General features: G+C 58.3%; 20 protein-coding genes and 2 pseudogenes. 7 read left to right on the top strand and 15 right to left on the bottom strand.

Translation table 11 applies throughout. The features are described from left to right. Positions 1-46: 46 nt before the first annotated feature. The 6 genes from JMY24_RS34105 to JMY24_RS34080 all read right to left on the bottom strand — a co-directional run bounded on the left by JMY24_RS34105 (position 47) and on the right by JMY24_RS34080 (position 6,737). The gene (locus JMY24_RS34105) at positions 47-1,675 is read right to left on the bottom strand and encodes an FGGY-family carbohydrate kinase (protein ID WP_201703726.1); all 1,629 of its coding nucleotides are present in this window, start codon (positions 1,673-1,675) and stop codon (positions 47-49) included. Between the two features lie 69 nt (positions 1,676-1,744). Beyond that, positions 1,745-2,473: an SDR family oxidoreductase gene (locus JMY24_RS34100; RefSeq protein WP_128598386.1), complete on the bottom strand. Its 729-nt coding sequence runs from the start codon at positions 2,471-2,473 to the stop codon at positions 1,745-1,747. Between the two features lie 26 nt (positions 2,474-2,499). Then, positions 2,500-3,783 carry a sugar ABC transporter permease gene (locus JMY24_RS34095; RefSeq protein ID WP_128598387.1) on the bottom strand — a complete coding sequence of 428 codons (1,284 nt, stop codon included), beginning with the start codon at positions 3,781-3,783 and terminating at the stop codon, positions 2,500-2,502. A gap of 25 nt (positions 3,784-3,808) precedes the next feature. Continuing rightward, positions 3,809-4,612 carry an ATP-binding cassette domain-containing protein gene (locus JMY24_RS34090; RefSeq protein WP_128598388.1) on the bottom strand — a complete coding sequence of 268 codons (804 nt, stop codon included), beginning with the start codon at positions 4,610-4,612 and terminating at the stop codon, positions 3,809-3,811. Positions 4,613-4,682: 70 nt separating this feature from the next. Continuing rightward, positions 4,683-5,738 (bottom strand): ABC transporter substrate-binding protein, encoded by a 1,056-nt coding sequence (locus JMY24_RS34085; RefSeq protein ID WP_201703724.1) that lies wholly within the window; start codon positions 5,736-5,738, stop codon positions 4,683-4,685. Between the two features lie 15 nt (positions 5,739-5,753). Beyond that, the gene (locus tag JMY24_RS34080; RefSeq protein WP_128598397.1) at positions 5,754-6,737 is read right to left on the bottom strand and encodes an AraC family transcriptional regulator; all 984 of its coding nucleotides are present in this window, start codon (positions 6,735-6,737) and stop codon (positions 5,754-5,756) included. Between the two features lie 975 nt (positions 6,738-7,712). Between JMY24_RS34080 and JMY24_RS34075 the strand changes: the two genes are divergently transcribed. Then, positions 7,713-7,949, top strand: coding sequence for a hypothetical protein (locus tag JMY24_RS34075; protein WP_128598390.1), 237 nt, complete (start codon positions 7,713-7,715; stop codon positions 7,947-7,949). A 44-nt stretch (positions 7,950-7,993) separates the two neighbouring features. Here the strand turns inward: JMY24_RS34075 and JMY24_RS34070 are convergent. Further along, a pseudogene (locus tag JMY24_RS34070) lies at positions 7,994-8,199 on the bottom strand (transposase); the annotation flags it as partial. A 465-nt stretch (positions 8,200-8,664) separates the two neighbouring features. On the opposite strand from JMY24_RS34070, the gene JMY24_RS39730 reads away from it, so the two are divergent. Beyond that, positions 8,665-9,141 carry a papain-like cysteine protease family protein gene (locus JMY24_RS39730; protein WP_128598391.1) on the top strand — a complete coding sequence of 159 codons (477 nt, stop codon included), beginning with the start codon at positions 8,665-8,667 and terminating at the stop codon, positions 9,139-9,141. Positions 9,142-9,705: 564 nt separating this feature from the next. Here the strand turns inward: JMY24_RS39730 and JMY24_RS34060 are convergent. Beyond that, positions 9,706-9,819: pseudogene (locus JMY24_RS34060) on the bottom strand (IS5/IS1182 family transposase); the annotation flags it as partial. 310 nt (positions 9,820-10,129) lie between these two features. Between JMY24_RS34060 and JMY24_RS34055 the strand changes: the two are divergent. Continuing rightward, a complete protein-coding gene (locus tag JMY24_RS34055) occupies positions 10,130-10,687 on the top strand; it encodes a hypothetical protein (RefSeq protein WP_128598392.1) in 558 nt (185 codons plus the stop codon). Between the two features lie 253 nt (positions 10,688-10,940). On the opposite strand, the gene JMY24_RS34050 is transcribed toward JMY24_RS34055, so the two are convergent. Then, positions 10,941-11,570, bottom strand: a complete 630-nt coding sequence (locus JMY24_RS34050) for a hypothetical protein (protein ID WP_201703723.1) — start codon at positions 11,568-11,570, stop codon at positions 10,941-10,943. Positions 11,571-11,661: 91 nt separating this feature from the next. Between JMY24_RS34050 and JMY24_RS34045 the strand changes: the two genes are divergently transcribed. Beyond that, on the top strand, positions 11,662-12,009 hold the full coding sequence (locus tag JMY24_RS34045) for a winged helix-turn-helix domain-containing protein (protein ID WP_116149580.1): 348 nt from the start codon (positions 11,662-11,664) through the stop codon (positions 12,007-12,009). 238 nt (positions 12,010-12,247) lie between these two features. On the opposite strand, the gene JMY24_RS34040 is transcribed toward JMY24_RS34045, so the two are convergent. Continuing rightward, positions 12,248-12,466, bottom strand: a complete 219-nt coding sequence (locus JMY24_RS34040) for a hypothetical protein (RefSeq protein ID WP_128598393.1) — start codon at positions 12,464-12,466, stop codon at positions 12,248-12,250. A gap of 1,329 nt (positions 12,467-13,795) precedes the next feature. On the opposite strand from JMY24_RS34040, the gene JMY24_RS34035 reads away from it, so the two are divergent. Beyond that, positions 13,796-17,035, top strand: coding sequence for a phosphoribosyltransferase-like protein (locus JMY24_RS34035; protein ID WP_128598394.1), 3,240 nt, complete (start codon positions 13,796-13,798; stop codon positions 17,033-17,035). A 479-nt stretch (positions 17,036-17,514) separates the two neighbouring features. Here JMY24_RS34035 and JMY24_RS34030 read toward each other — a convergent pair whose 3' ends face one another. Together JMY24_RS34030 and JMY24_RS39725 are read right to left on the bottom strand one after the other, a co-directional pair. Further along, on the bottom strand, positions 17,515-17,754 hold the full coding sequence (locus JMY24_RS34030; RefSeq protein ID WP_236597649.1) for a cyclic-phosphate processing receiver domain-containing protein: 240 nt from the start codon (positions 17,752-17,754) through the stop codon (positions 17,515-17,517). After that, positions 17,726-18,019, bottom strand: a complete 294-nt coding sequence (locus tag JMY24_RS39725; protein WP_413231290.1) for a phospholipase D-like domain-containing protein — start codon at positions 18,017-18,019, stop codon at positions 17,726-17,728. Before JMY24_RS39725 ends, JMY24_RS34030 begins: the two co-directional genes overlap by 29 nt. On the opposite strand from JMY24_RS39725, the gene JMY24_RS38760 reads away from it, so the two are divergent. Next, a complete protein-coding gene (locus JMY24_RS38760) occupies positions 17,975-18,148 on the top strand; it encodes a hypothetical protein (protein WP_236597648.1) in 174 nt (57 codons plus the stop codon). The two genes, JMY24_RS39725 and JMY24_RS38760, sit on opposite strands and share 45 nt — an antisense overlap. A 237-nt stretch (positions 18,149-18,385) precedes the next feature. On the opposite strand, the gene JMY24_RS34020 is transcribed toward JMY24_RS38760, so the two are convergent. From JMY24_RS34020 to JMY24_RS34010, 3 genes are all read right to left on the bottom strand, one after another. Further along, positions 18,386-19,540: a UvrD-helicase domain-containing protein gene (locus JMY24_RS34020; RefSeq protein WP_128598395.1), complete on the bottom strand. Its 1,155-nt coding sequence runs from the start codon at positions 19,538-19,540 to the stop codon at positions 18,386-18,388. Next, the gene (locus tag JMY24_RS34015) at positions 19,537-21,171 is read right to left on the bottom strand and encodes an ATP-dependent nuclease (protein WP_128598396.1); all 1,635 of its coding nucleotides are present in this window, start codon (positions 21,169-21,171) and stop codon (positions 19,537-19,539) included. The genes JMY24_RS34020 and JMY24_RS34015 overlap by 4 nt, the downstream gene beginning before the upstream one ends. 2,471 nt (positions 21,172-23,642) lie before the next feature. Beyond that, positions 23,643-23,996, bottom strand: a complete 354-nt coding sequence (locus JMY24_RS34010; protein WP_201703721.1) for a hypothetical protein — start codon at positions 23,994-23,996, stop codon at positions 23,643-23,645. A 413-nt stretch (positions 23,997-24,409) separates the two neighbouring features. On the opposite strand from JMY24_RS34010, the gene JMY24_RS34005 reads away from it, so the two are divergent. Then, positions 24,410-25,030, top strand: a complete 621-nt coding sequence (locus JMY24_RS34005; RefSeq protein ID WP_128598767.1) for an SEL1-like repeat protein — start codon at positions 24,410-24,412, stop codon at positions 25,028-25,030. The last annotated feature ends 248 nt before the right edge of the window (positions 25,031-25,278 follow it).

Here is a 25,278-nt window from a genome sequence, read left to right as displayed (position 1 = left end):
TTGCAAGCCACGCAAACACGCGTCATCTGGTGTTCCGCGGTGCCGGCTACCGAATATCCCTGGCGACCGCCTGCAAGCGCGTGAACGCACTGAACCGCGCGTTATGCAACGCGCGTACATCGCGATGCGGTTCATAGACTTTGCTGACCTGAGACATAACGCCCATCGCACTCTGCACATCGTTGAATTGGCCGCCTGCCACGGCGCCAAGAATCGCAGCGCCGAGCAGAACGGGCTCCTCCGCCCGCGCGGCCAGCACCGGCTTACCCACCGCATCGGCGAGCAGCTGACGGACGAGATCATGTCGCCCCGCTCCTCCGCTGATCATCACCCGTTCAATCGGTGCGCCCGCCGACGCCTGAGTCTCGACTATCTGGCGCAAGCCATATCCGATACTGCAGATACCCGCGATATATAGCGATACCAGACTGTCGAGGTCGGCTTCCATGCCGAGGCCCGCGATCACAGCTCTCGCATGCGGATCGGCGAACGGCGCACGGTTGCCCAGGAATTCGGGAACTACATGCACGCCTTGCGCCAGTTTCACGACGTCGGACAATGTGTCCGACGCCTGCGTCGCGAGATTGGCGAGCATCGCGGGCAGTGACTGTCCTACTTCCTCCGAACGGCTTCGCGCCTCGGCGGTTGCCGGATGCAGCGTGAGCAGCCTTTCGATGGCCGCGCCCGCAACGGACTGGCCGCCCTCGTTGAGCCAGGCGTTCGGGACCATCGCCGAGAAGTACGGTCCCCAGACGCCAGGCACGAACACCGGTTCGCGGGTCGTAGTCATTGTGCAGGACGACGTTCCGAACACATAGGCGAGACAGGCTTCCGGCTCGCCTTCGGCGCCCACCGTGCCTATGCCACCCGCGTGCGCATCGATCACGCCAGCGGCAACAGGCGTCCCCGCGCGCAAGCCGAGTTGCGCTGCTGCCTCTTCTGTCAGGCCGGCTCCCAACGGCGTGCCGGGTTCCACCACCTTCTGCCCGATGCGAGAAAAATTTTCGTCCACCAGCAAGCCCAGTCCGACGCTGCGAAAATAGCTGCCGTCCCAACGACGCTCATGGGCAAGATAGGTCCACTTGCATGTGACCGTGCACGTGGATCGCGACAGGTCGCCCGTCGAACGCCACGTCAGAAAGTCGGTGAGATCGAAGAACTGCCATGCATCGTCGAATACGGCGGGACGATTCTCGAGAAGCCACAGCAGCTTCGGCGTTTCCATCTCCGGAGATATCTTGCCGCCCACATACTTCAGGACATCGTGCCCCGCGGCGTTGATGCGTTCCGCCTGCTCCACGGCGCGGTGATCCATCCAGACGATGATGTCGCGCTCTGCCTCCTCCGACGGCCCCACCGGCAGCGGCTTGGCGCCCTGGCCCAGCACGACCAGCGAGCAGGTGGCATCGAACCCGATCCCGACGATGCGTTCCGGCGATACATCTGCCTGCGCAATCGCATCCTTGACCGCGTGACAGACGGCGCCCCAGATTTCGGTGCTGGATTGTTCGACGATGGACCCGCTCCCGCGATATAGCGTGATGTCGTGCTTCGCCGTCGCCAGCATGTGGCCTTTGAGGTCGAAGACGCCCGCGCGCGCGCTGCCGGTGCCGACATCCACGCCGACGACAAACCGCGCGTTCGTTGCGTCCTGGGTCGTGTAATCAGAAGTCATGGCTCACTGCCTGTTGGAGCGTTGGGTCGATGTCAAGGGACATCCGCACCCCTCGCATGGCTGCCGGTCTCAGAGATCGACCGCGTTCGGAAGGATCACGAGGTCGCGAATGGTGACGTTGCGCGGGCGCGTCAGCATGAAAAGCACGCAATCGGCCACTTCCTTCGGCTGCATCAGGCTGCCAGATGCGAGCGCCTCGTCCATCTTCGCCTTGGGCCAGTCGTCTAGCAACGCGGTCACGACCGGTCCCGGCAATACCGAGCCCACTCGCACGCCATACTTCGAGAGCTGTCGCCGCGTCGTGTGCACGAAGGCCTGCACCGCAAACTTCGAAGCGGTGTAGATCGGCTCCCAGACTACCGGCACCATGCCCGCGATGGAGCTGGTGAAGATGATATCGCCGGACTGCTGCTTCACCATGTGCGGAAGGACGGTGTGCACCGAACGGAACGCGGCATTGATGTTCAGATTCAGCATGCGGTCCCATGCGTCGGGATCGCCTTCGGCCACTTCGCCGCCCACGTACGCGCCGGCATTCGCGTGGAAGATATCAAGGCCGCCAGCCGCATCGAGAATGCGCGGCAGCAAGCCCGACACTTCCGCGGGGTTCAACAGGTCGGCGACGACGGGCAATGCATCGGGACCGAGCTCCGCGCACAGCGTATCGAGCCGCTCTTTGGCGCGATCGATCAGCACCACCTTAGCGCCATGAGCAATCAGCTCACGCGCGCATGCCAGACCGATACCCGACGCTGCACCCGTAATGGCCGCGACTTTTCCCTTGATTGTGTCAGTCATTCCATCCGCCTCCTGAATATTTGAAATCAAGCGCGACCGTGCGAGACGCGCGATTGCCTGGCAAGCGAATCGACGATGACCGCAATCGCCAACACCGCACCCGTGATCATGAAACGCAGCGAGGACGACAAATTCAGCAGCGTCAGTCCGCTCGCAATCGACTGGATCACAATGATGCCAAGCACCGCCGAGTACGCGCTGCCGCGCCCGCCGAAGAGACTCGTCCCGCCAATCACCGCCGCTGCAATCGCATTGAGGTTGACATCCCCAGTGCCGGCCTGCTGACTGGCCGATGCGAGTCGCGCTGCCGACAGGACGCCGCCGAGCGCCGCGAGACCCGAGCAGAGCACAAAGGCGCTCATATAGATGCCTTTGACGTTGATGCCCGCGCGTCTTGCTGCTTCTTTGTTGCCGCCGACTGCGTGCATCGAACGACCCCATCGCGTGCGTCTGAGCATGTAATCCATCACGACCGCAAGCGCCAGGAACAGCGCGAACAGCAGCGGAACGCCGCGTCCCCGGTTCAGGTATGCCACCACGACTTCCAGCAGCACGGTAACGACGATGCAGCGCGTGAGCAGACTGCTCATCGACGGCGCCGAAAGGTTCGATGCGCGGCGGCGCTGGTGCGTGCGCATTCCGAGGACCAGCATGACGACGCCCGGCATGAACGCAATCACATACGACACGACCGGCGGAAGCACGATGAGCTGTCCGAGGTTTACTATCGCCGAACCATAGGGCAGGTTGATGGAGCCGCTCGCGCCGAGCACGTAGAGTTGCAGCCCGAGCAATGCGAGCAAACCGGCCAGCGTCGCCACGAAACTCGGCATCCCGAGGCGGTTGAGCAGCGATGCATACAGCGCGCCGACGACCGCGCCCACCACGATGGCCGCAACGATCGCCAGCCCCACCGGCCAGCCTTTGTTGACCCAGAGCATGCCCACCAGCGCGGAAGCGAAGCCGCTCATCGAACCGACGGACAGGTCGATCTCGCCCACCATCAGCACGCCCACGATACCGAGCGAGATGACGCCGATGGTCGAGCAGTCAAAGAGCAGGTTGACCAGATTGTTGGCAGACAGGAAGACCGGATTGAGGCTCGTGAAAACGGTCCAGATGATGATGAGACCCACGACGACAGGCAGCGAACCCAGATCGCCCGACTTCACCTGATCGACGAACGCCGAGACCGCGCCTCCGATGCCCGTGGCGTGTTTCACGCGCACATCGCTGCGATCCAGCAATGGGGGAGGCTGATCGGGCTTCTGCGGATTTCCCTGCGGAGCACCCTGAACTTGGTTACTCATGATTGTTTCTCCCACTAGGCATTCCCTAGGCATTCGTTTGAGCCTGACGCCGGTCGGCGCGGCGCGAGACTGCGTTCTCGGTTGCGCCCGTAATCGCGGCGACGAGGTCCTGATTCGACGAGTCGGGATAGAAGACGCCGTTGTTCTTGCCGAGCCGGAGCACGACGATCCGGTCCGCCACGGCGCGCACATCTTCCATGTTGTGGCTGATGATGATCACCGCGTGCCCGCGATCGCGCACGCGTTCGATGAGATTCAGCACTTCCGCGGTCTGCGCGACGCCCAGCGCGGCGGTCGGCTCGTCCAGCATGATCAGTTTCGGGTCGAGCAGTAGCGAACGTGCGATGGCGACGGTTTGCCGCTGGCCGCCGGACAGCGATGCCACCACATCGCGCACATCGGGAATGCGCGCCGACAGTTCGTTCAGAAGGGTCCATGCCCGCATCTCCATCGATACTTCGTCCAAGCGCATGGGACCCAGCTCTCGCCCGAGGAAAATGTTCGCGACGACATCGAGGTTTTCGCACAGCGCGAGATCCTGGAACACCGTGGCAATGCCCAGATCGAGCGCCGCTGCCGGGTTCGCCAGCGTCACTTCGCGGCCGTCGAAGGTAATCGTGCCCGAGCTTGGCTGATGCACACCCGCCAGCACCTTGATGAGCGTCGATTTGCCTGCGCCATTGTCGCCCACCAGCGCGACGACTTCTCCGGCATGTACGTCGAGTTCGATGTCCGTCAGGGCCGAGACCGCTCCGAAGTGCTTGGATATGTTGCGCAGACTAAGCACCAGCTTTCCCGGGGCGGGCCGCTTCGTGGAGTTGTCAGTCATGGACCGTGCCTCTGCTTGATTGAATGAAAAACCCCGTGCGGCGCCGGTGTTCGTCCGGCGCCGCGCCGGTTCAGTTGGTAATGCCGAGCTTCTTGCAGCCTTCCGCGTAACGGTCGGTACACAAGGTCTTCGCGCTCGCGAAACCCTTGTCGACCACTTCGGCCTTGAGGTTCTTCGCCGTGATGACCGTCGGGGTGAAGAGCTGCGTGGGCGTGTTGAAGAGCGTCGTTTCGCCCTTCGCAGCCTGTCCGGAAAGAAATCCGACGGCGACCTTGGCCGCCGCCGCCGCAACGGTTTCGCTCGGCTTCAGGATGGTGTTGTACTCGTCGCCGGCGATGATCAGTTGCAGACCCGCGATGGTCGCATCGTTGCCCGTCACCGGCGGCACCGGATTCACGCCGGCTGCCTTGAAGGCCGCGACCGTTCCGCCAGCCGTGCCGTCGTTTGCCGCCACGACGCCAACGATCTGCGACTGGAAGCGGGTGATCTGTCCGCTGACCCATTGTTGAGCCTTCGGCGGCGCCCATTCCGGCGTGTCGTACTCCGCCAGCGTCTTGTAGCCGCCAGACGCGAGGCCGGAATGGATGCCCTTCTTGATCAGCCCCGCTGCTGCGTCGGTGGGAGAGCCGTTGACTTCCAGAAGACCACCCTTGCTAGTCGGCACACCAGTGTCTTTCAGATGCTGCACAAGCGACTGGGCGATCATGCGGCCGATGCCTTCGTTATCGAACGAGACATAGTAGTCAGCCGGCGTCGAGGGAACCGGGCGATCGTATGCAATCACCTTCACGCCCTGGCTTTGCGCCAAATGAACCAGCGACGCCGCCGCGGTCGAATCCACCGGGTCAAGCACGATTACCTTTGCGCCCTGTGCGATGACCGAGTTGAACTGCTGCTGCTGAGTCGCAACGTCCGCGTTCGCGTTCTGATAGAGCACCTTGCAGTCGGGACACAGCTTGGACATCGTTGCTTTGAAGCCCGGGAAGTCGTGCTGTTCGTAGCGGGTGGACGCCTGGTCCGGCATCAGGAACGCGACCGTACCCGAAGGTGCCGCCATCACCGACCCGCTTAGCATGCCTAACGTGATGGTGCTGATGCTGCCAACGAGTGTCGAAAGCTTCTTCATACAGTGTCTCCTATGTTATTGGATGGCGGCACTTGCCGCCGCGTGTTGTCGCGCCGAACTGGGCGCGTCGGTTCCGCTTGCCGCATTGAGTTGCTGATACCCACGCCACCTGGAAGGCGACATGCCCTTGAGCAACAGAAACTGACGGTTGAAGTTGGACAGGTTGTTGAATCCGACCTGATAGCAGATATCGCTGATACTCAGTTCCCCGGACATCAGCAACTGGCACGCGAGATTAACGCGTAACCGGTTCACATACTGCACGAAAGGCACGCCGGTATGGCGGCGAAAGTATCTGGAGAATGCGCTCACGCTTTGGCCCGCCAGGCCTGCCAGGTCAGCTTCGCGAAGTTCCTGCGCAAGGTTCTTGCCGATGTACGTCAGCACATGATTGATGCGCGTCTCGGCGTAGCGCGCCGGATCGGCCCGATAGGCGGCGCTTGCCAGCTTGACCGGCTCCCTGCCCTGAAGAAGGAGGGCGAACAGCGATACGAAGAGCGCGATCCGCCGCATTCCCTGCGCGTGCAGCATCTCACGCATGATCGGCTCGGCGGCCGCGCCTGTATCCGGGGTGAACAACACACCCCAGCCCGACGCCTCAAGCAGGCCAGTAACCTTTCTGAATTCGGGAAACGCATCGATTGCACGCACGACAAATTCAGAATCAAACTGCAGCACTAAGCAGCGTTCGCTCACTTGCTCGCCCCGCGGCACATTGCTCACCCAGTTGTGCGGCAGGTTGGGCCCGGTCATAACGAGATTGCCGGGCGTGAAATCTCCGATGTAGTCACCGACGAAGTACTTGCCCGTCGTTGCGGTGATAAGGTGAAGCTCGTACTCGGGATGGAAGTGCCAGCGCACCGTACTGTAAGGATAGCCGTGCGACCACACCTTGAACGATTCGTCGCGCGGTACGGCGACCAACTCCAGGTCGGGCTGAGCAACACGGGGGCGACGACGAGCGCTGCCTTCGCCCGCATCGGTGCTGTCGTTCGTCACGTCTGTCTCCAGGGGCCACCGTCTTTGTCGACGATTGTTCGGTTTGTCACCGCTTCCATAGATCCAAGAATAGTGGATGACGCAAAATTTCACTACACAGGATAGGACGCATTTCTGATATTTTTTTGCATTCGGGAAAGCCCTATCGCCTTTCATGGTCAAAAATCGTGCGGTGCAGCAGTTTTGCGGGCACGGATTGCGGCGACCACGCTACCGCGAGGCGCATCGAGATCAAATTTTTGGTAGGTGCCGACTCTCGCCACGCGCGCGGGGGCCATTCTTCCCTTCCTATTCAGCTGCACACGAGCTTGCCGGGAAATCGTTTCCGCCGCACTATAACGGACGGTTGCCCCGTCCTCACCCATTGCTGCGGAATACCGCGCATCTGGGACAGCAAGAAGGTGTATGTTTTCAAATTACTGAAGCTCGCCCGCTTTCCGACGCTGGCGTTCAGACAGGTCGAGTGGCCGGGTTGGGTCGGCAGGACTCGTTCGCCTCTTCAGTCGGCTCCTAGGAACGGCGAATGAGTCTTGACGACCCTCTTCGGCCCTTCGATCCACTGCGTCGTCGACGGCTGCGTTCAAACATCTAACAGTCGCTCAAGGAGCGCGTGCCGCAGCCCTGCATCACGAAACATATCGGCTGCTGATGAGCGCGGCGCTACGGGAAAGTGTTCGCTTGCGCACAGATCGAAACTATTCTCCGGCGTCGTCCGGGATTTTGATCTTCAATGTACCCACAGCCCACAACATGTGCTCCTTGGTGTTTTTGTATTTTGGATCAGTTTCTATGAGTCCGATGACGTGGCGAAAAATCCGTCGGGGACGAGACCTCCCCTTGAACACGTGTCCCGTCGCATTTAGTGTTGAGTGAAGTGGCGAAGGTGCAAACACGGTCAAAACAGCCCTAAATATCAAGGCGCCGATTACCGCGCTAGTCTACGGGGCGCTTCCTGGAGCAATAGTAGGCAGACTTTTGCAAAAACTATATCAACATCCCGAAGCGTATCCTGATCTTCTCAAACCAGCAATTCTCGTATCGGTGCTACTCAATATTTTGGTTGCGGTCGTCTTGGTTGTTGAATTTGCGCGTAAAAAAGACGCGCAGCCTTTCATTTCTGTGGAATATTTTTATGGGGGATTTTTCGTTCGATTTTTGGCGGGTTACAACGGCGCGGCACTACTTAACGCCACCGTCAAACGAACGGGATGAATAGCTCGATCCTTGAACTTATTGACCTTTCATAAATCATGACGTCACCACGGGGTTGCCTGAATCCAGCACGCGGCAATGATCGATGGTCGGTGCTGCGCGCTTTTCAGCTTGTTGCGAGCGACGGTATGCAATTCGTGGAGGTTGTCGGGGCAGAAGTTCGCAATCGCGCGTTACGTTTGAGCCATGCCCACAGATACTCGACGGGGTTGAATTCTGGACAGTACGGCGGCAGGAAAGTGATCTGAATGTGTCGGTCCCATTCCGCATTGAACGGAGCCATCGCAGGTGCCGCGCATAGGAGCGCGGCGAGTATGAGCCAGCGTTTCATAATGATGATCTGCGGTGCCCAGTTAGGCGCTACCGTACCGCATACGCGTGGAAGCCTGTGCGTGGCAGAGGACATTCGATCGACCGGCATACTTCCGGTCTTCGGAGGACCACGCGAGGCGCGCAGTGTAAAGCGCCAAAGGGCGTTTCCGGAAACTAATGATTCACTCGTCTTACTGAAATAGTCGGGCGAGAAAGCCAGCAGCTTGCAAAGACCCCGGACGCCCACGGCTTCGGATTTCACTACGGGGATGTGAAGGCATTGTCCATCGCCATTCCATGTTTAGCTGGTCGGATAGATCGGCTCAAGAGCAGACAGGACGCTCGATGCCACCGATGTCAAAAAGTAGTCATTCGATCGATTATTTTCTCGAGGTTCCGTGAGATGTCATTCAAAATTACGCCTCCACCGAAGGCCGTTACCCAGTCGAGTAACGAAAGCTGTTGGGCTGCGGCACTCGAATCGTGGCTCGTCGCCGTGAACGGACCACGATGGACGCAGAGCCAGTTGATGGCGATGGGCAGATTTGGCATAGATACCCAGGTTTTTATCGACATGGCGAGAGCTTGGGGGATGAAGACAAATGTTGTTGATGACCTTCCTCCAGTGACAGCGATGGAAACGACGCTACGCGATCTGGGGTGTCTTTACGTGGCACACCGATTGAGCGAGGTTGCGTGGTGGCATTGCGTTGTGCTGTATGGAGTGACCATAAAGAAATACGACGAACCGACTTACCATTTCATGGACCCAGCGCTCGGCGGCTTGACGACAAATAGTAAATCGTTCTTCCTTCAAGGAAGTTCGCCGAGGATACTTGTTGGATGGCACAAGGGTCGCGGCGGGAGGCATGGTCGGTAAAGGGGTCTACTCGTTTCCAGTGCTATCCGGTTCTTGTATTGAGTAAACGGTCGTTCGCTGCGCACGAGAGGCGCGGCGATCTTCTAGGCAGCGGACAGCGGTTCTGGGATCGGTACGTTGTTGGATCGCAGGTCCTCAACCCTCTCGGCGACGACGCGCCGGATGCCCGAGCGCTTCCTCGGGCGTCGTCGCGCACCACGACAAGCCGGGAAACTCGGCGCATAGTCCAACGTGCTCGCCATCTTCGGCGGACCAGGTCGTACGGTAGGTGTATTGAGGAGTGGCCATGCGGCGTAAAGACTCTGTCGAAGCGCAATGTGATCTTTCGCCAGAGATAGGCGCCACTCGCGCGCTTCGGTTGGCCAGATAGTTGACCAGCCCGCCGATGATCATACCGGCAAGGGCCCAAATGACGCGACATCTTCGGACATCATCGATAGCCTCTCGTCGTTTCTCAAACGTACGACCGAACCGAAACTCGACCGTCAGCGCCGCACGGTGCGCCCTATGTGCGCCCGCATCTCGAGCCGGTTCCGATCGGGGCCTTACTGGCTAGGGCCTTCCAATCGCCAGAGCCTGCCAGTCACGCAGCCGACGCCAACAACTCATGCCGCTACCGCAACCCGTCTTGCGAGGCAGTAGGTCCCAACGCAGGCCTGTCTGTAAGACGAAAGGAATGTTGCGTCAGGGCCGTCTTCACGCAGGATCGTAAGAACGCCGTCAGATCGTCTGCCCAGAAACAATCCCTCATTCGGACGCAAGGTGGAGCGCCTCCGTGCTGCGTTGCTTGCTGCCGGGCAAGCGCACATTCTTATCCCTGCCCGGCCTGATGGCTCTGCAGCCACCAAAGTTTCACTTCTCTCTAAAGTTCCTGCCCTACGCGACCGACAACCCAATTATGGCTATGTGCCGTATCCGACGACTCTTGTAGACTCGCGCCCTTATCGTTATCCTTTTTATAACAATGAACCTGAGAGAACATGCTGGAATGGAACGCGCTGCCCGGATCAATCGGTTGGTCTCTGTGCGCCAGCCGATAGATCGCGCTCCTGGTCCATGGCTCGCCTGCTATCCGATTTTTCAGGATGCGCTGCGCAGCGGCGAAACAACATTTGGTGCGCTGCCTGATTACGCCAGGTCGGTGGCTCTCCGGCGCACGAGCATCGAGATGGCGGAACTGGTGATTGCATCGGGAGCTCTTGATAAGGTCCACGTGTCTTTCATTGAGCTTTGCACGCAATCGGTGAGCGAGGCTGTCGGGGATTACCTCCGTGGCATGAACCATGATGCAAACGCTTTACTCGACGGTTCCATTGCATCCCAGCCAAGCGACGCCGAAGAGTTTGCGCCCAACAGTTATCGCTTTATAGCGAGACCTCCTTGCCTGCTCCGCCCGGGGCGTCATGTCTTTATAGATGGCTGGATGCGATTCTTCACATACCGATCACGCGGCGATCTCAGCATTCCGTTGCTCGCGATCGACTGGCTGGACTTCCATGGCCGTCTGGAAGGCCTACTGCCCGTCACACAATCTGGCAGGCGCTAAGCGCAATAACTGGTGTGGCTCGATGCGCTCGCTATGCTATGTTGTTTATATCGGAAGGCCTGTGAGGACACGTCCGTTTCGAGCGAGCCGAGCGGCCGTTCGGCAGCTGCGTCAGGATTTCTTTGATCGCATACAGCACGGCCAGTGCACGGGCCCAGGTCGCCCGCGCAATGCATGGAAAAAGCTTTCGAATAGCTAAAAACAGACGTCTTTCTTCCACCATCATCCCTTCACCCAGCCGAGGGCTCGTCACTCACGTGCGCTTCGCACTCAACTGGTTGGCGTACGCGCTGTTTAAAGCCGACTGAATACTGAACATGCGATTCGACATGTGTGAATTTCCCGGTTGCTTCGGCAACAAGGCCAATATTCCCTTCATTGCATACAGCATGATGAGCGCGCCCGTCAGGTCGCCTACGAACATGCTGAAGAAGCTCTCGAACCAGTTCTTCGTCGCACCGGTCAGTGCGAACCACAAGTGATGAAATAGCGGATTCGCTACCGAATAGGCGACGGCCAGCACCAGAAGCCGCTTCGGCGTCAGGTTCGTCAGCGATGCGCGCAGATCGTAGTACTCAAGCGCAAGCCGGTAGACCAGATAGGGAGCCAGCGAACCCAGAATAGCTCCCGCGATTGCGCGAACCGGGTCATGGGGAAACCAATAGAAAAAGTCCATAAGCAGACCGCCAACCAGCAGACCCACGAACCCATCAAAGCCAACCAGCAACGTGCCGAGGAGCCGCACGCCTGACGGTAAAAAAATCCAGTTGATGCCTCGTACAAACGAAGTATCCGTGAAGACCACCTGATTAATCCACAGGGACGCCACAAACGCGCCCAGGGTGCCTGTTATGGACCAGAAATGCAAACGTAAGCTATCCATCGCGATATAATCCTGCCACTCCTTCGATTGGCCGCATGATAGCTTACCGGAGCGCCGCCGAGCGTTCCTCAGCCTGGTCGGTGCGCAAACCATGAAACGTCCCGCTGATATCTACCTGCGATTCCTGCAACTGACTGAAGCGCTTCGCGGTTTGCCCGCGCTCCCTGCTCTCGATCCGCTCGAAGAGAAAATCCTCGAATTTGTCGCCCGCACAATGCAGAAAAGCGACCGCCTTTCGGTGCGGGACATGATGGCCCAAAGCCAGCTTGGTTCGCCCGCTACGCTGCATGCCCGTATCACCTCGATGCGAGAAAAAGGCTGGATTGCGTTGAGCGATACCGAAGACGCACGCCGCAAGCAGATTGAGCTTACGCCTGCAGCACTGCGGCACTTCGACAAGCTCGGGGAAGCTTTTGCCAAAGCCGCAAAGGGCACCTGAGGCCTCCCGACTGTAGGTTTCACGACAATTCTGGACTACGCTCCGAAGAAGTTGCGCACGCCGATTGCGACACCTGTCTGGTAGGTGCGACCGGGTAAGTCCACTGCGCCCGCTCCGCTAACCTTGTTGAACGCCGACAACCGAACAACAAATTCCCGGCCTTCTCAGACCAATTCGCCAATACTCCTTTGGCGCATTGCCGCGAACCACCCTTCAAAGTCAGCTTACAATTTTTTGATCAGACGTCGGTGTATTCGATGGTTTGCGTGAGTTGGAGGGCGGGGATTTTGGCAATTTCAGCCTTCCCGAACCAAATGATGAACAGACCAACATCTGCCGGGCTGCGTTGCACTTTGACCTTCTTGCCCGCCTTGTGCGTTCGCCCAACGTCGAAGCCGAGGTATTTGCTCTCAACTGCGACAAGGAGCTTTGCAGGACGCGGCAGTTCGTAGTTCATAACGTTTTCTCTAGGACGTTGCATGCTTGCCGGATAGTCAAGCTGACGCCTTTGTACTGGAGCGGCACCGCATAGGCGGCCCCACCCACAAGCGATCTACTCGGCGGCGAACGCCCCGTAACGCTATAATTTCTATATCGATAAGTCAACGGATACATCGGCTCCGGCCATACAATTCCATGCGCTGCGGATCGGTAATATTACTAGCGGTGTCCATTGACGCTACCAGTTGAATCGCACGCGAATTGCACCAGAATCTGCAAGCCACCGAGGAGTGTTAAATTTGCTAGCGTAGCCGGGCGGTCGCGTGAAACCGGCGTCTGTCTCGACAACGGGCCGTCCGTACGATTTTTGACAGCGGCACGACCTGCTGGATCCTGGACGTGCTCTGCGGAAGCACTACCGCGTAGCTGTATCCGATAGGTCGGAGGTATAGGCGCCAGACCGCTAGTTGCGTCCAAGCAGTCGATGTGGGTATCCAAGGTGAGGTCTTACGGGATAACTAGCTGGAAGAGTTGGCCGACAACCTGCGTACGGCGCGGCTCTCAATCCTGTTCATCCTTAGACTCGGCACCGATCAGGGGCGCTTTAGAAGTAACGCTATCTTTTGCTTGCCTTCACGGGGCGGTTAATCGGCCATAGCAGTCGCCGGCATGAACAACTACCAACGACTGCTATGGTTAGCCTTGCCGACGTAGGATCTGCGGCTAGTTTCGAACAGATGCTTTGCTCGCGTTGAGGACGTATCAAGCGACCTGAATCTCGATTCGACGCCGAAGTTGCAAAGTGGGCCCCAAGACATATGACCTGTGGGAACAGTCACCGCTGGGTACTGCCGATGCTCTCTTCGGACAGTTGCATTTCGCGCATGCGATCCGCTTCCAGTCACGACTTATGTTTGAGATGACGCATTGTGATCTGCCAAAGGCCGAATTCCCCAAGAGTACAAGTAGAGGTAGACGCGCTGCAGGCATGGATGATAAAACCCGGCTCACAAGAGGGAGCAGGGTCATTTCGTGCGCGACCGGACGATCGCCTGCACTTGCCGTCGTGCGCATCAATCAAGCCGCAGCTTGCCCTTCCGCCGAAACTGCAGTCCACGCGGGAGACGAACATATCGCGCATCTTAGCGTCGATGCTGCGCCGCAGCATCAAGTCCATTTCCTAGCTGAGCCCGTCTTGGACGTGGCGTAACGCTGTGACGCGACGAGAAGCACGACGGTCAATGTTAATATGCGTGCTACTTCATTATTAAGTGCTTAATCCGGCGACGCTTGATCGACGAGCTGCCGTTTAGAAGTTGTCTACTGGGCTTATTTCGAGAAGAGAATGGATCTTAGCGCCGAGGTTCAACCGTCACTGGAGTCTGTCGAATACGAGTTGTCTCTTTTGCCGCAGGGCGGTGGACCGGACAACGACTATCACAACGCACGGCGAAGCGTAAGCCGTTATGTCGTATCTCTTTTCGACGCAGAGTCAGCCTCGAACATGTCGCTTCCAGATGCCATAGGCGTCGCGCTGGAATCGCCAGTGTCGGCGGCGCAACGCACGGCCGCCATTGTGCTGCTCAGAATCGCAGGTGAACCGGGAGTCCTTCCAGAGAACAGCTCCGCAAATCAGCTGCATCGAAGGCTTGTGCAACTTGTTGAGCGACACGCGCCCGATCTGTGCAGGCGATTGAATTTCGACAGGAATGCGCAGACGTTCGAGAAGTTCGATGCGATGACTAAGTTTCACTCGCAAATCTGTGAATCACTGCAAGTCCTTCAGTCGCTTACGCCTGACTTGTCTCTGATCCTTACCAATCGACAAGCAATCATAAAAGCCGTATCCAGTGACAGGAACGCCGCTTATCTTCAGCCGTTCCATCAACAGCGTGTGAAGGCTGCTCTGAGCAAAATACTTTCGGACGCTGAAGAAATCCTGTCCTGCCGTGACCATTCCTTTAGTTCTCGAGTGGACGCACTTTCCGATTTCATCGAAGCGGAAAGCGTTTGGGTCGAAGCATGTTCTAACTTCTTCACGGTCGACTATTATAAGTCAGGCCTGACAGACGTTCTAACTGCATTAAGAGAGCTTGCGGCTGCTGCGGTCTCAAGGTTTGTCTGTAACATAACCGCTGTTGGCAGTGGGCGAGACATTGCGGACAAGCATTACCCCTTGCACGAAGTAGAGCGAATTGTCCGGGTCTCAATTCCGCTCCGAAATGATGGCCCTGGCGTCGCTGGCAATTGCACGGCTTATCTCAGCACGAACTCGGACTGCATTGACTTCGATCCGGCCGTCAGCCTCGGAGATATTCCTCCGGGCAACTTCTCTCTGTCGTTCGAAGTGATGGTCACAAAGGCCACCGATAGCGCGAAACTAGCCGTTACGTTCGAATGGGACGTCATGGGGGAGACATCTCGTCGATCGGTGCTCCTACCAGTGACATTGATGAGTCAAGATTCGAACATCAATTGGTTGGAAGCGCGACAGCATCATCCGTATAGTACTGACGTGGCCGAAGGCGAGGAATTTGTAGGAAGGACCTCAAAGCTGAACGCGCTTTGCGGTCGCTTCCAGAAGGACCGGATGGGTTCCTCTTTCATCACTGGTCAAAAGCGCGTCGGTAAGACGTCGCTCGCTCGCGCTGTGGAAAGTGTACTGACTATTGCTGACTCTCGCTTTGCGGTCCTTTATCTCGAATGGGGTCAATATTCGCGTATGGACCCGGTCGAGACGGTCGAAGCACTTGGCACCGAGATAGCAGGTTTCCTTGCCTCCTACATCCAGGCGGACGTCGACGAGACAAAGCTGAACTTTCGAGGCTCCATTGCTCCGCTCTCGAGACTGGCGGACGTGCTTGCGCGAGAGTCGCCAGGCCGTAAAGTTCTTCTGATACTCGATGAATTCGACGAAATACATCCTGAGATGTACAGGTTCGGACCATTGGCAGAGGCGTTCTTCTCGAACCTCCGAACCTTGAGTTCGAAGCGCAACATCTCCTTTCTATTAGTGGGTGGCGAGAAGATGCCGTTTGTCATGTCGGCACAAGGTGACCAACTGAACCGATTCGTTAGCGAAGGACTTGACTATTTTTCAAGCGCCTCGGAGTGGGAAGATTACGTTGAACTCGTCCGAAAACCTTCGCGCGGTGTCCTAACGTGGAGCGATGCGGCGGTTCAGGCTGTATTCAACGCCACAAACGGCCATCCTTACTACACGAAACTACTTTGTGCCGCGGTATATCAGCGTGCAGTGGACGAGAGGGATGCCGTTGTTACGGAGACCGATGTTCAGCGGTGTGAGGACCGAGTAGTAAGTGAGATGGACAGTAACTCGTTCGCGCACTTATGGAAAGACGGCATCAGTGACGACCGCGAACGTGCGGAAATAATCGAGCTTAATCGCCGACGATTCCTGTCCGCCTGCGCTAGATCTCTTAAAAGTGGTCAACTTGTCAGCGTAGAGACAATTGCGCAGTTCCGCCAAGGACTGAAGATCGCACAACACGAGATCGCCCCAATATTCAACGATTACATTCGTCGGGGAATCTTGGTGGAGACTGTTGAACACACCACGTTCCAGTTCTCGATTCCGATCTTCCAGCGATGGCTGACAGAGGCCGGTGCAGCACGACTGATGTCTGACGCGCTCGCCGAAGAATACGAAACCGCCGAACAACAGGCCGATGAAGAAGCAAGAGTTACTTCCTCGGAATTGGTGGAACTCGCAGAGCGCTGGGGCCCTTACCAAGGCCGGGAAGTCGGTGCAGAGAGAATCAGGTCATGGTTAGAACAAGTCAAGTCGTCGCAGGAGCAGCGGCTTCTGCTCAAGTTGCTGAAAGCGCTACGCTTTGTTTCATCTCTGGAAGTGCGGCATTCTCTTCGCGATGCTCATGCGCTTGTTGCGAGACAAATCGCGCCGTTTGTGTCTGAGAAACGTACTGACCGACGGAAGGATATTGCGATCACTTGGGTCGATGGTGAAGGCAAAAGCGGCAATAAGCACGCAGCTCTTTATGCTGAGGAGAACAAGATCTGGAGCAAAGCCCTTCTACCAGCAGATGGGTTCGAGAAGGCTCTGCAACGATATGAAGATCAAGCCGAATGCAGCGTCTGCGCCGTGGTCATCGTTGATGATTTCATTGGATCAGGGCGATCGCTCGGTTCAAACGTCGAGAATTTTGTCAAGCAGAATGAGGCGCTGTTCGTGGAACGGCACATGGTGTTGCTCGTAGTTGCCTTAACGGCAACAAAGCGCGGCGAACAAAAGGTGCGAGAGACGCTGAGCAAGTTGGCCATTGATTCCGAACTGACAGTGCTTCATCCGATAGACGAGTCTTGCTTGGCGTTCGAGGATGGGGGCACCAAAATCTGGCAGTCGGCTGAGGAACGCGGGCGCGCTAAAGAACTCTGTCAACGCATTGGACAGCGAGTCCAAAGAAGCGCACCTTTGGGATATGCTGACCAGGGCGCTCTGCTTGTGTTCCCGGATACCGTTCCGAACAACACATTACCACTCCTGCACTCTAGTACAAGCGGGCAGGAACCTTGGAACGCGTTGTTTCCAAGACCAAAGAACTAGGTTATCTCGCGTAGCAACGGCGCCTCTCTAGTGACCACCACGCAATCGAACAACGGTGTTGCCTCGTCCGTGGTGAGCCGGACGCTGTTGCGATCTATCGAGCGCCGGCAGAACGGGTCGCGAAGGCTCATTCGCAATTCCGCGAAGCCGACGTTCACCTGCGCCAAACCCCCAACGACAGCAAAGCGGCGTCGACCGGCCGTGCGGTGACAGAAAGCGAATGGCGGCAATGGCCGAAGTGCTCGCGTCGATTGTAGGCAGGGGTCGCCAGGGAGTTATCCCACGCCAACAAACAGTGGGTCTGCTTTGTTTGGCGCTTGGCTGTCTAGACACGAAAGGTCCACCCGACGTTATCGCGACGTCTAACGTCGCCGAGATCAGCACACCGCGGGCAGATCGACTTAAACCTCGCGATGTCGCAGATAAGCCTCGAGCAGTCCCTCGATGTTGCCCTTGCCGACGGGATTCGCGCTATGAACTCAGTAAAGGAAATCGGTAGGGATGAATCCGCCGCCAGCATCGAGGTCCATCGATACGAGCTTCTTGGCCACAACCATTGCAGTGTCATCACCGCCCAGGTCATGGTCAAAGGAAATTTCGAAGGGGCAGCCGCGAGCTTCGAGAGCTGTGATGGCCTCAAAAGACGTACGTGCGAGTACCCAATTGGGTGCGACGGGGTCACGGATATCATCAATAAACAAGCGGTATCGGGTTTCCATTTTTATCGAACCTCGGAGCCTGGTAGTGGCGACATATGCGGTCTAAACGCACCAGATACGCTGCGAGCTGCTGGTGCTGAGCATCTCCCTTGATGCCGCTAACAACGTAAGATAGCTCCTCATTCGACGTAAGCGCAGCCTCCGTGATGTTCGCCGACCCCACAACTGTTGAATACTGATCGTCCGCCTCGAAGTAGTACAGCTTGGTGTGGAGATATGTTTGCGTGTGATCTACGATGATGTGCTCAACGCCGAGCTTGGTCAGTCTATCGGCGGCTTCCTGTTCTGTGTGTTTGTCGTTCGAATAAAAGATGACGCGGGCTCCGCGATCGACGGCTTCTTTGCTTCTTTCAATTCATCCGCAAGCGCTTTGATCCCACCCTACTTTAGATGACCAGTGCACATCAAGATGATGTGGGCGTTGATTAACTTGTGCTTGATAGCCGCAAGATGACCGTCCTTGCCCGTCTTCGATTGATTCCAGACGAATGTCGACATAGGTTGATTATTGTTTATTAGCAAACAACTGCACCGAGGCGAGGTGTTGGAAAGAAGGCGGGCGTATCGGTGTCGAGCGCGGCCGGACCATCGAGCGGTGTCCGCAAGTCGCCAATCGGAGGCGGGGCCGACGTTACACTGGCGCCTCGCGCTCGTAGACCGAAAAGCCCGCAGGCAGCGGCGTGCCTCCCCAATTCATCGCAATGGCCACGCTAAGGCGACCCCGCGTGAGCGCGACGTAGAATTTGGCTCGACTCTGAGCCTTCAACTCGGCCGTGGGGTCGACCAGCCACTTTTGCATTGGTACCGTGGGAAGGATGACCACATGGTCAAATCCTCTCCCCTTGGACTCTCCAAAATTCATCACGGGTGACCTCTCGTCGACGCCAATGCTGGTGATCTTGTCGCGCAGTTGCATCGGTCTGACGCTCGCCAGATAATGTGCGTAATCTGCGGTCTTGAGGATGAAGAGACCGGCGCCCGTCTGCGGACCTCTGCGGCACCTAACACACTCGCAGGCTTGGCTAGCGGGAAGCGCCGGAAACAGACGAGAGGAAACGGCGCAGATGGCGGCGCTGTTGCGATGCGACCGGCTCAAACTCGTTTCGTCAATCGCGACAACGACCTTACGGGGAAGCTCTTGCTTCAGAAAGGCGACGATACCGCCATCGGCGTATTTACCATGGCGGCGCTCATGATGGGTCAGATAGGTCACTTGCCGCGGGTCGCCGACCATTAGCAAGCGCGCGGAACTGCGGGCGAGCGCCGCCAGGATGTCGAGATCGTAGCCGGCCAGATCTTGGACCTCGTCGACGAAGACGTGGGGGAACACGCGGCTAAGCCGATCGATGACGGCGCCGCCGCTTATGTCATTGCACCGGATTACGAGCTTGGGGAGCTTGTCCGAAAAGACCCGTCCGGTTGAGTCGAAGAAGTGCTTTCCGATCTCCTCTTCGGGCCACGGCACTGCGATGCCTTTGTTGTTGCGGAAGCGAATTCCCGACTGCGCCTGGACCATCAGCATGCCCCTGAGGGGAACATCGAACAGGCCGCCTTGGAAGGGCTTTACGCCGTGGGTGATCAGGAAGCTGAACCAGGTCATGATCACGACATTGGCCGGCACACGACCTACGAGGTCGAAGAACCTCTGGCGAATCTCCGCCTCGTTGGACTCTGTGTAGGTCGTGATCAGGACTCGCTCGCTCTTGATCTTCACCGCCTGCTCGACGAGGTAAGTCGTCTTGCCGGAGCCGGCCGCGGCGATGACGATCTTGTTCTCGCCTGTCACAGCGCGATGGCCTGCTTGATGTAGTCGGGATAGGCGATCGCGGTCGTTGAATTGAAAATTGACAAAGCGCTCTCGGTCTTGTTGGCTCGCATGTGAATGCGGAGTTCGTCGTCCGTTTTCGCCGATGCTCCAAGCACGCTGTTGAGAGTCGCGAGACTGTTCGCCTTCAGAATTTTCGGTTCCAACGTGTTGTAGTTGAAGGCTTTGCCTTTAACCGTCAGAGAGCCGCTGTCGACGACGGGATCGAAGCAGATATTGACTAAGGCTTCGCCTTTGTACGCGGCATACTTTTTTTCGACGGCGGCGGTGTCGCCATCATTGTCGGTCACCACGGCCACCGGAATCTTCAGCGCCTTCGCCAGCTCAAGGAAGCGCAGGAAGGCGGTGCCGACCGAAATAACGTCGATGCCGTCCTGGATGGGCAACCGTCCGCCGTGGGAGTCCATATAGGCCCGCTGGACGACGAGCTCGTCAGAGTCGCCTTCCACCAAAATTGCCTTGTGGGCCAGCACCAGGCGCAAGGTGTCGTACCCCGCCAGCTTCTTGAAGAAATCGCGGGCCTCCAGTTCCGAAATCCGCACCACCTTGCCGTAACGCAGCACGATCAGATGATCGAGACCAAGCTTGTTCGCCACAAAGCTGCTGTGGGTGGAAATGATGATCTGCTTCTGCCCGTGCTGGTCGGTCAGGTCGGTGATCAGTTCGTTGAGCCGCGCGTGCGACAGATGGTTCTCAGGCTCTTCCAGCAGGATGGCCGTGGCCTCGGCGTTTTTCTTGGTGCTGAGGGCCAGCTTGGTCTTGATCACACATTGCTCGCCCTTGCCGATATACTGGAAGGGGATGAAGTCGATGTACGTCATGAGGCTGCTCTCCCAGGCGGTCTGGGATGACAAGTCGACCGAAATGCTGACCGACTTCTGGCTGATTTTGGCGGCCTTGGTGATCCGCTCGTTGATCAGCTGCAGGTTTCGGTCCTCGACGAAAGCCTCTCTCAGTTTTCGATGGGCCTGCGAAATCGACGCCCGCTCGGTCTCCTCAAGCACGTCGCGAATGATCCGAGAGACATAGACGTCGGAGCCATTCTGCAAACGGGCGCTTGATGAATCGATCAAGGCGGATTTGATCGGGATGCTACGCGAGGTGATGCCCTTGCGCGCGAACGAGCGCATGGTCGCCGTGTAGTACTCGACCGGAATGGAGGTCAGCTCGCCGGCCGCAACCAGCGCCTCATACGGCCCCTTGTAGTTCTCCTCGTCGAATTCAATGCGGTAGACCACGCCGCTAGCTTTGATCTTTTCTGAGTTTCCATCGCCTTCCAGCTCAGCCAGTTCGCTTGAATCCCCGGAGAAGAACAATTCAATGGTGATCGCTGGCGGCGGCAGCGGAGAACCGGTGACGAGACTCTGCACGTACTTGGTCTGGGCGGCCATGTTGAAGAGATAGCTTGTCAGGTCGCTTTTCAGGGGCCGGCCGTGCAGGAGCCCCGTCAGCGCCAGATGGATCGCTTCCAGGATCGTGGTCTTTCCAGACTCGTTGGCACCGACGATGACGTTCAGGCCGCCGTTCAAGGCTAGAGTGAAAGTCTCCTCGTAACACTTGAAGTTGGTGATCTTGACCTTGGCAATATTCATGCGCTCTCTGCTTGTCGTTGCGCGGTAGCGCGCTGATTCGAATTGTAAGGCCAGCGAAGCCGTGAGGCGAACGGCAGGCAGTGCAACCAATCTGAGAGCGTCGCTTTACTGCGGGATGATCGAAGAGCCGTTAGCCCGCGAATGTCCGGGAACTGGAGCCGTGCTAAAGGCAAGTAACGGCCGATTCGTTAAGATCGCCAACGGCTGCTTAGTGGCCTTCGCGTTTGCAAAACCTTGATCCTGCGACTGACCAGTTTGGAAAATGTTATCTGACCGGAGTGGGTCGTGTTGGGCCGGTCAAGATGGAGGCGACATGGCAGGCTTAATATCAAGACATCGCCGGCGACTTCCAAGGAATGTATTAGAAACTTCCGGCCACCACCGCGGTGTGGGGCGTCTGATAAACAAGCCGCGCATACCATGACAAGGCGAGCCGACTGTGCCGCTCAGTCGGCCGAAGCGCTGGAGCAGCGGCCGCACGAACGCGCCCGACCCAGTCGCAGGTGCCCGGCACTCACTGTTGCCTTACCACCGCAGTCACACCGGCAAACCCACAAGCCATCTCCAGCGTATCGATCGGTCGTCAACTGGCCAAACACCTCACCTCCCCGCAGAGCAGGTGAGCCTGGCCGGGACCGCCACACACGACGCTGCTCACGGCAGCCGCAATCCCGTGTTCGGCCGCTCTTCACCGCCTCCAACTCCGCAGTGACGTGGCTGCCACACCGGCACCCCCAGAGCCAGACGCCGGCGCCGCGATATTGAACCGCGACAAGGTCGCCGAAGGTGCGACCAGAAACATCGCGACTCGGCGGAAAGGGCCACTCAGGCGGTAAAGGGGGAGGAACGCGCTTGTTCACAATAGGTAAATGGGATTCCGCATCTTACTTTCAAGGCGTAACTCCACTCGCCAATGTTAGTTCGTGGACGTCCTCATCGACGAGTGATGACCTGCTGAGACTTTTCCGTGAAAGCCCTTCCAATCGGCACGTGGCGTTAAGGCTTATTCGACGCCTGCCAGCACACGCGGAGGCATTCACATTCCTGCGGGCAATGGCAGGCATCGAATAAACCTTAACGTAAGTACCCGTTCGCCGATCTGAGAGTCGCCCGCTCCGGAGCCGGCTCGGGCGAACGGCCGGTTAGCAGCGTGCAGCCGCCCGATGAGGGCGGTAGCTGAGCGTCCGCTATGGCCGACAACACGACGTTGGTGTCCTCGGCACCGACGCCTTATCATAGCGACTCGACAACGCGCGCGGAAACGGGACACTCATCCTCAGCCTCGCACCATGCGGCTACATCGTCGGGATGCGGTTCGCCAACGTTTGCCTTGCCGCAGAACTGAGACCACGCGCGACAGACCATAGGCATGCAACACCGGCAGCACGCTGAAGTGCGCTTCTAACGGACGTGTCCACTTGCTGGCCGAACTGGTCCGCCAGGTAGATGCGCGCTGGACTATCCGTTGCGAAGCCGACGTCATCGCCTGGCCACGCGTTATAAGCTGCACTGCGCACCGGATGGATAGAAACGCAGTCCGCTGCGATCAATGCCATCAACACTTCAAATGAAAAGCGCAGTGCGCTCTCGCGGGTATCGAATATTAACCGTAGCTCCCGCTGCGCGAGCTAGCGAGGCACCAACGCGTTGGACGCCGCCACTCGTTGGATCGAAATTTGCCAGCGACGTCGTAGCATCATCGGCAGTGCTGACTTAGCAGCTGGTTGATAGTCGCTCCTCGATCACTTGTTGTTCGACCGACTAGCCGGGATGTGGGCGCGCACTTCGACAGATCTGAGAGACCGGAACAGTTGGCAACCGGCGTGCGCATGCGCCCGTTGCCGGGGCCCGTCCGTGAGAGGACGTGCACAGGCTGCTGACAAAGAGTTACGGGCATCCGGCGGTCTTCCGCCACCGGCTTTGCCGCTCTCACCCGGGGTGCGTTGGTTTGCGTAACGGATGAAGCATGGAACTGTCCGCTACCGTACACCATCGAGGTTGCTCGGTTCGTGGCTGGGCGAATAGTCGACGCATTCCCCGCGGCCATATCGAAGCCGCGGGGCCGCGCTCTTCTCCTCGCTACCCCGATCACGCCTGTTGCTTCGTGACGTGTGAAAGAATACGCCTATGCTGAAACCCGCCGTTACACGAACAGACGGGCAAAAGAGCCTCTGTTCGTGAAGACAGGACGAAGCCTGGAACAGGGGTCATCCGCATGCGGGAGTACGGCGCCAGGGCGATCCGCCCGACCAATGGCGAATCCCGGCAATCAATTGTCTTCTGACAAGTTGCGGACGGCGCCTTCAGTCTGGATCGTCGACGTGCCTCGTCGCCAGGCGGCGCGCGACAGTGGCCCGGCATCTTGCAGAAGCCCCCCGTAGATTTTTTGCGTCATGGCCTCGATCGTGCTCGTGAACTCGCGCACCTGCGTGGCGCCGAATTCGATGAAGGTCGTCGAGTTCGGCGCCCTTTCAGAACAGCGACGTCTGACGCGGATCGCGCGCGGGCGGTCGCGAGGCGTTGACCGCCTTGCGACTGCGTGCGGATGCGCGCCGCTTTGCGACGCGGCGTAAATGCGCGATCAGGGAGATGGTCTGCGTGCCCGCCATAAGTGTGAGCGCAAAGTGTCCGATGTCTCCCGGCGCACTCGGGCGATAGGCGCACAGCGACGGCCGCAACGCAAGGCGCCGGGCGCGGGCGATCAACTGGCTGCGGCTCATGCCTGGCCAGCAATCCGCGACGAACTGGCGGACGATGGCGGGCAGTGACTCGGGGGCGACGTCGCCGGGCAACGCCAGGGCAACGAGTTCAAATGCATCAGCCATCGTGGGACACTCCCCTTCTCCATCGTCGTGCGAAGCAGGCTGGCAAACACACTTGCCTGTGGGCTCGCGAACCCGTCTCTGCCATCCGGTTCGGATCTTGCCACAAGTCGCGATATGAATACCGTCGCCATCCATGCCTGATCATCCACTACGGTCTGTTCCATCGCCTTGACGTTGCAGGAGGCGTCAGTGCCTGCCAACGCTTCGTAACTCTGTGCACGACTCACCGCCGCGCTGGATCACGGCACAAAGATTGAAGCCTTGCTCAGAATCGTCACTGACTCAGACGGGAAAAACGGTGGCAACCCTCTATCTGGCGAACGCATGTGAACGGGACGCACGAACTCCGAAAGTTGCATTTGACAGAAGGTGAGCTAGAATCAGGTGCATTCCTCACCAACGTGTTGCTCACCATGCAAATGCAAAGCTGGGTAGGAACGATCGAGCGTGAATGGCATCAGTTGCGCCTCGCCGACCCTACTCTGGATGTCGAGAAGTTTTCCCGTCACGTCATCGCGGCCAACAAGACCGGGTTTCTGTCCCCCGAGTCCCTCGCCGCAATCGCCAATGCTCTTCTCACCAGCACGCTCAATCGCGCGCCGCATCTCGGCCGCTGGCTGCTTGAGCGCATTGGTGCTAACCGGCATCCCGCCTGGCGCATGGCAATGGCCATTTCTCTCGTCACACCGACCGGAGGCGAGGCGGACCTTGAGAGAGGTAATGCGATCTTCGAAGACGTGATGAAGGATGAGACCGCGGACGGCCATCTTCGCGGCATGGCCGCTGCAGCGCTGGCCGACAGCGCACGGCTTGGGCGGGGCATGCCGGTCGATACGAGCCGCGCGCTCACGCTCTACGAGCAGGCCATCACACTGGGCCACAAGGCCTCAGCATACAATCTCGGGCTGTACTGGGAGGGCGCGTGGGGTGCCGAAGAGAAGAGCGTTACCCAGGACCGCACGAAGGCCATCCAGAGCTATCGGCGCGGCGGGGGTGACATGCGTTGCCAACGCCGTCTGGCAGCGCTACGGTGAAGGTGCCCTGCCGCCCGCCGGACGAGACGGAGGTCGAGGTTAGGAGGTGAAGCCGCGTTGAGCTGGGCGCAGATACGCCGGCAGGCAAAGTGGTGCGAGTGTGTCAGTCCCCAGATCGAAGCGGTCAGATCCCTTCGTAGTCAGCACCTCACGTTCTGTCGGACGCATTCGTGATGACACAGGCAGTGTCACTATCCGCGACCTCTTCCCTTGGAACTTGCGTCAGGCATTGGCGACATCCGCCACTC

This window comes from Paraburkholderia kirstenboschensis, assembly GCF_904848585.1.
Lineage (GTDB): Bacteria > Pseudomonadota > Gammaproteobacteria > Burkholderiales > Burkholderiaceae > Paraburkholderia > Paraburkholderia kirstenboschensis.
Note: the sequence above shows the minus strand (reverse complement) of the source record. Positions and strands in the feature narration are given on the sequence as shown.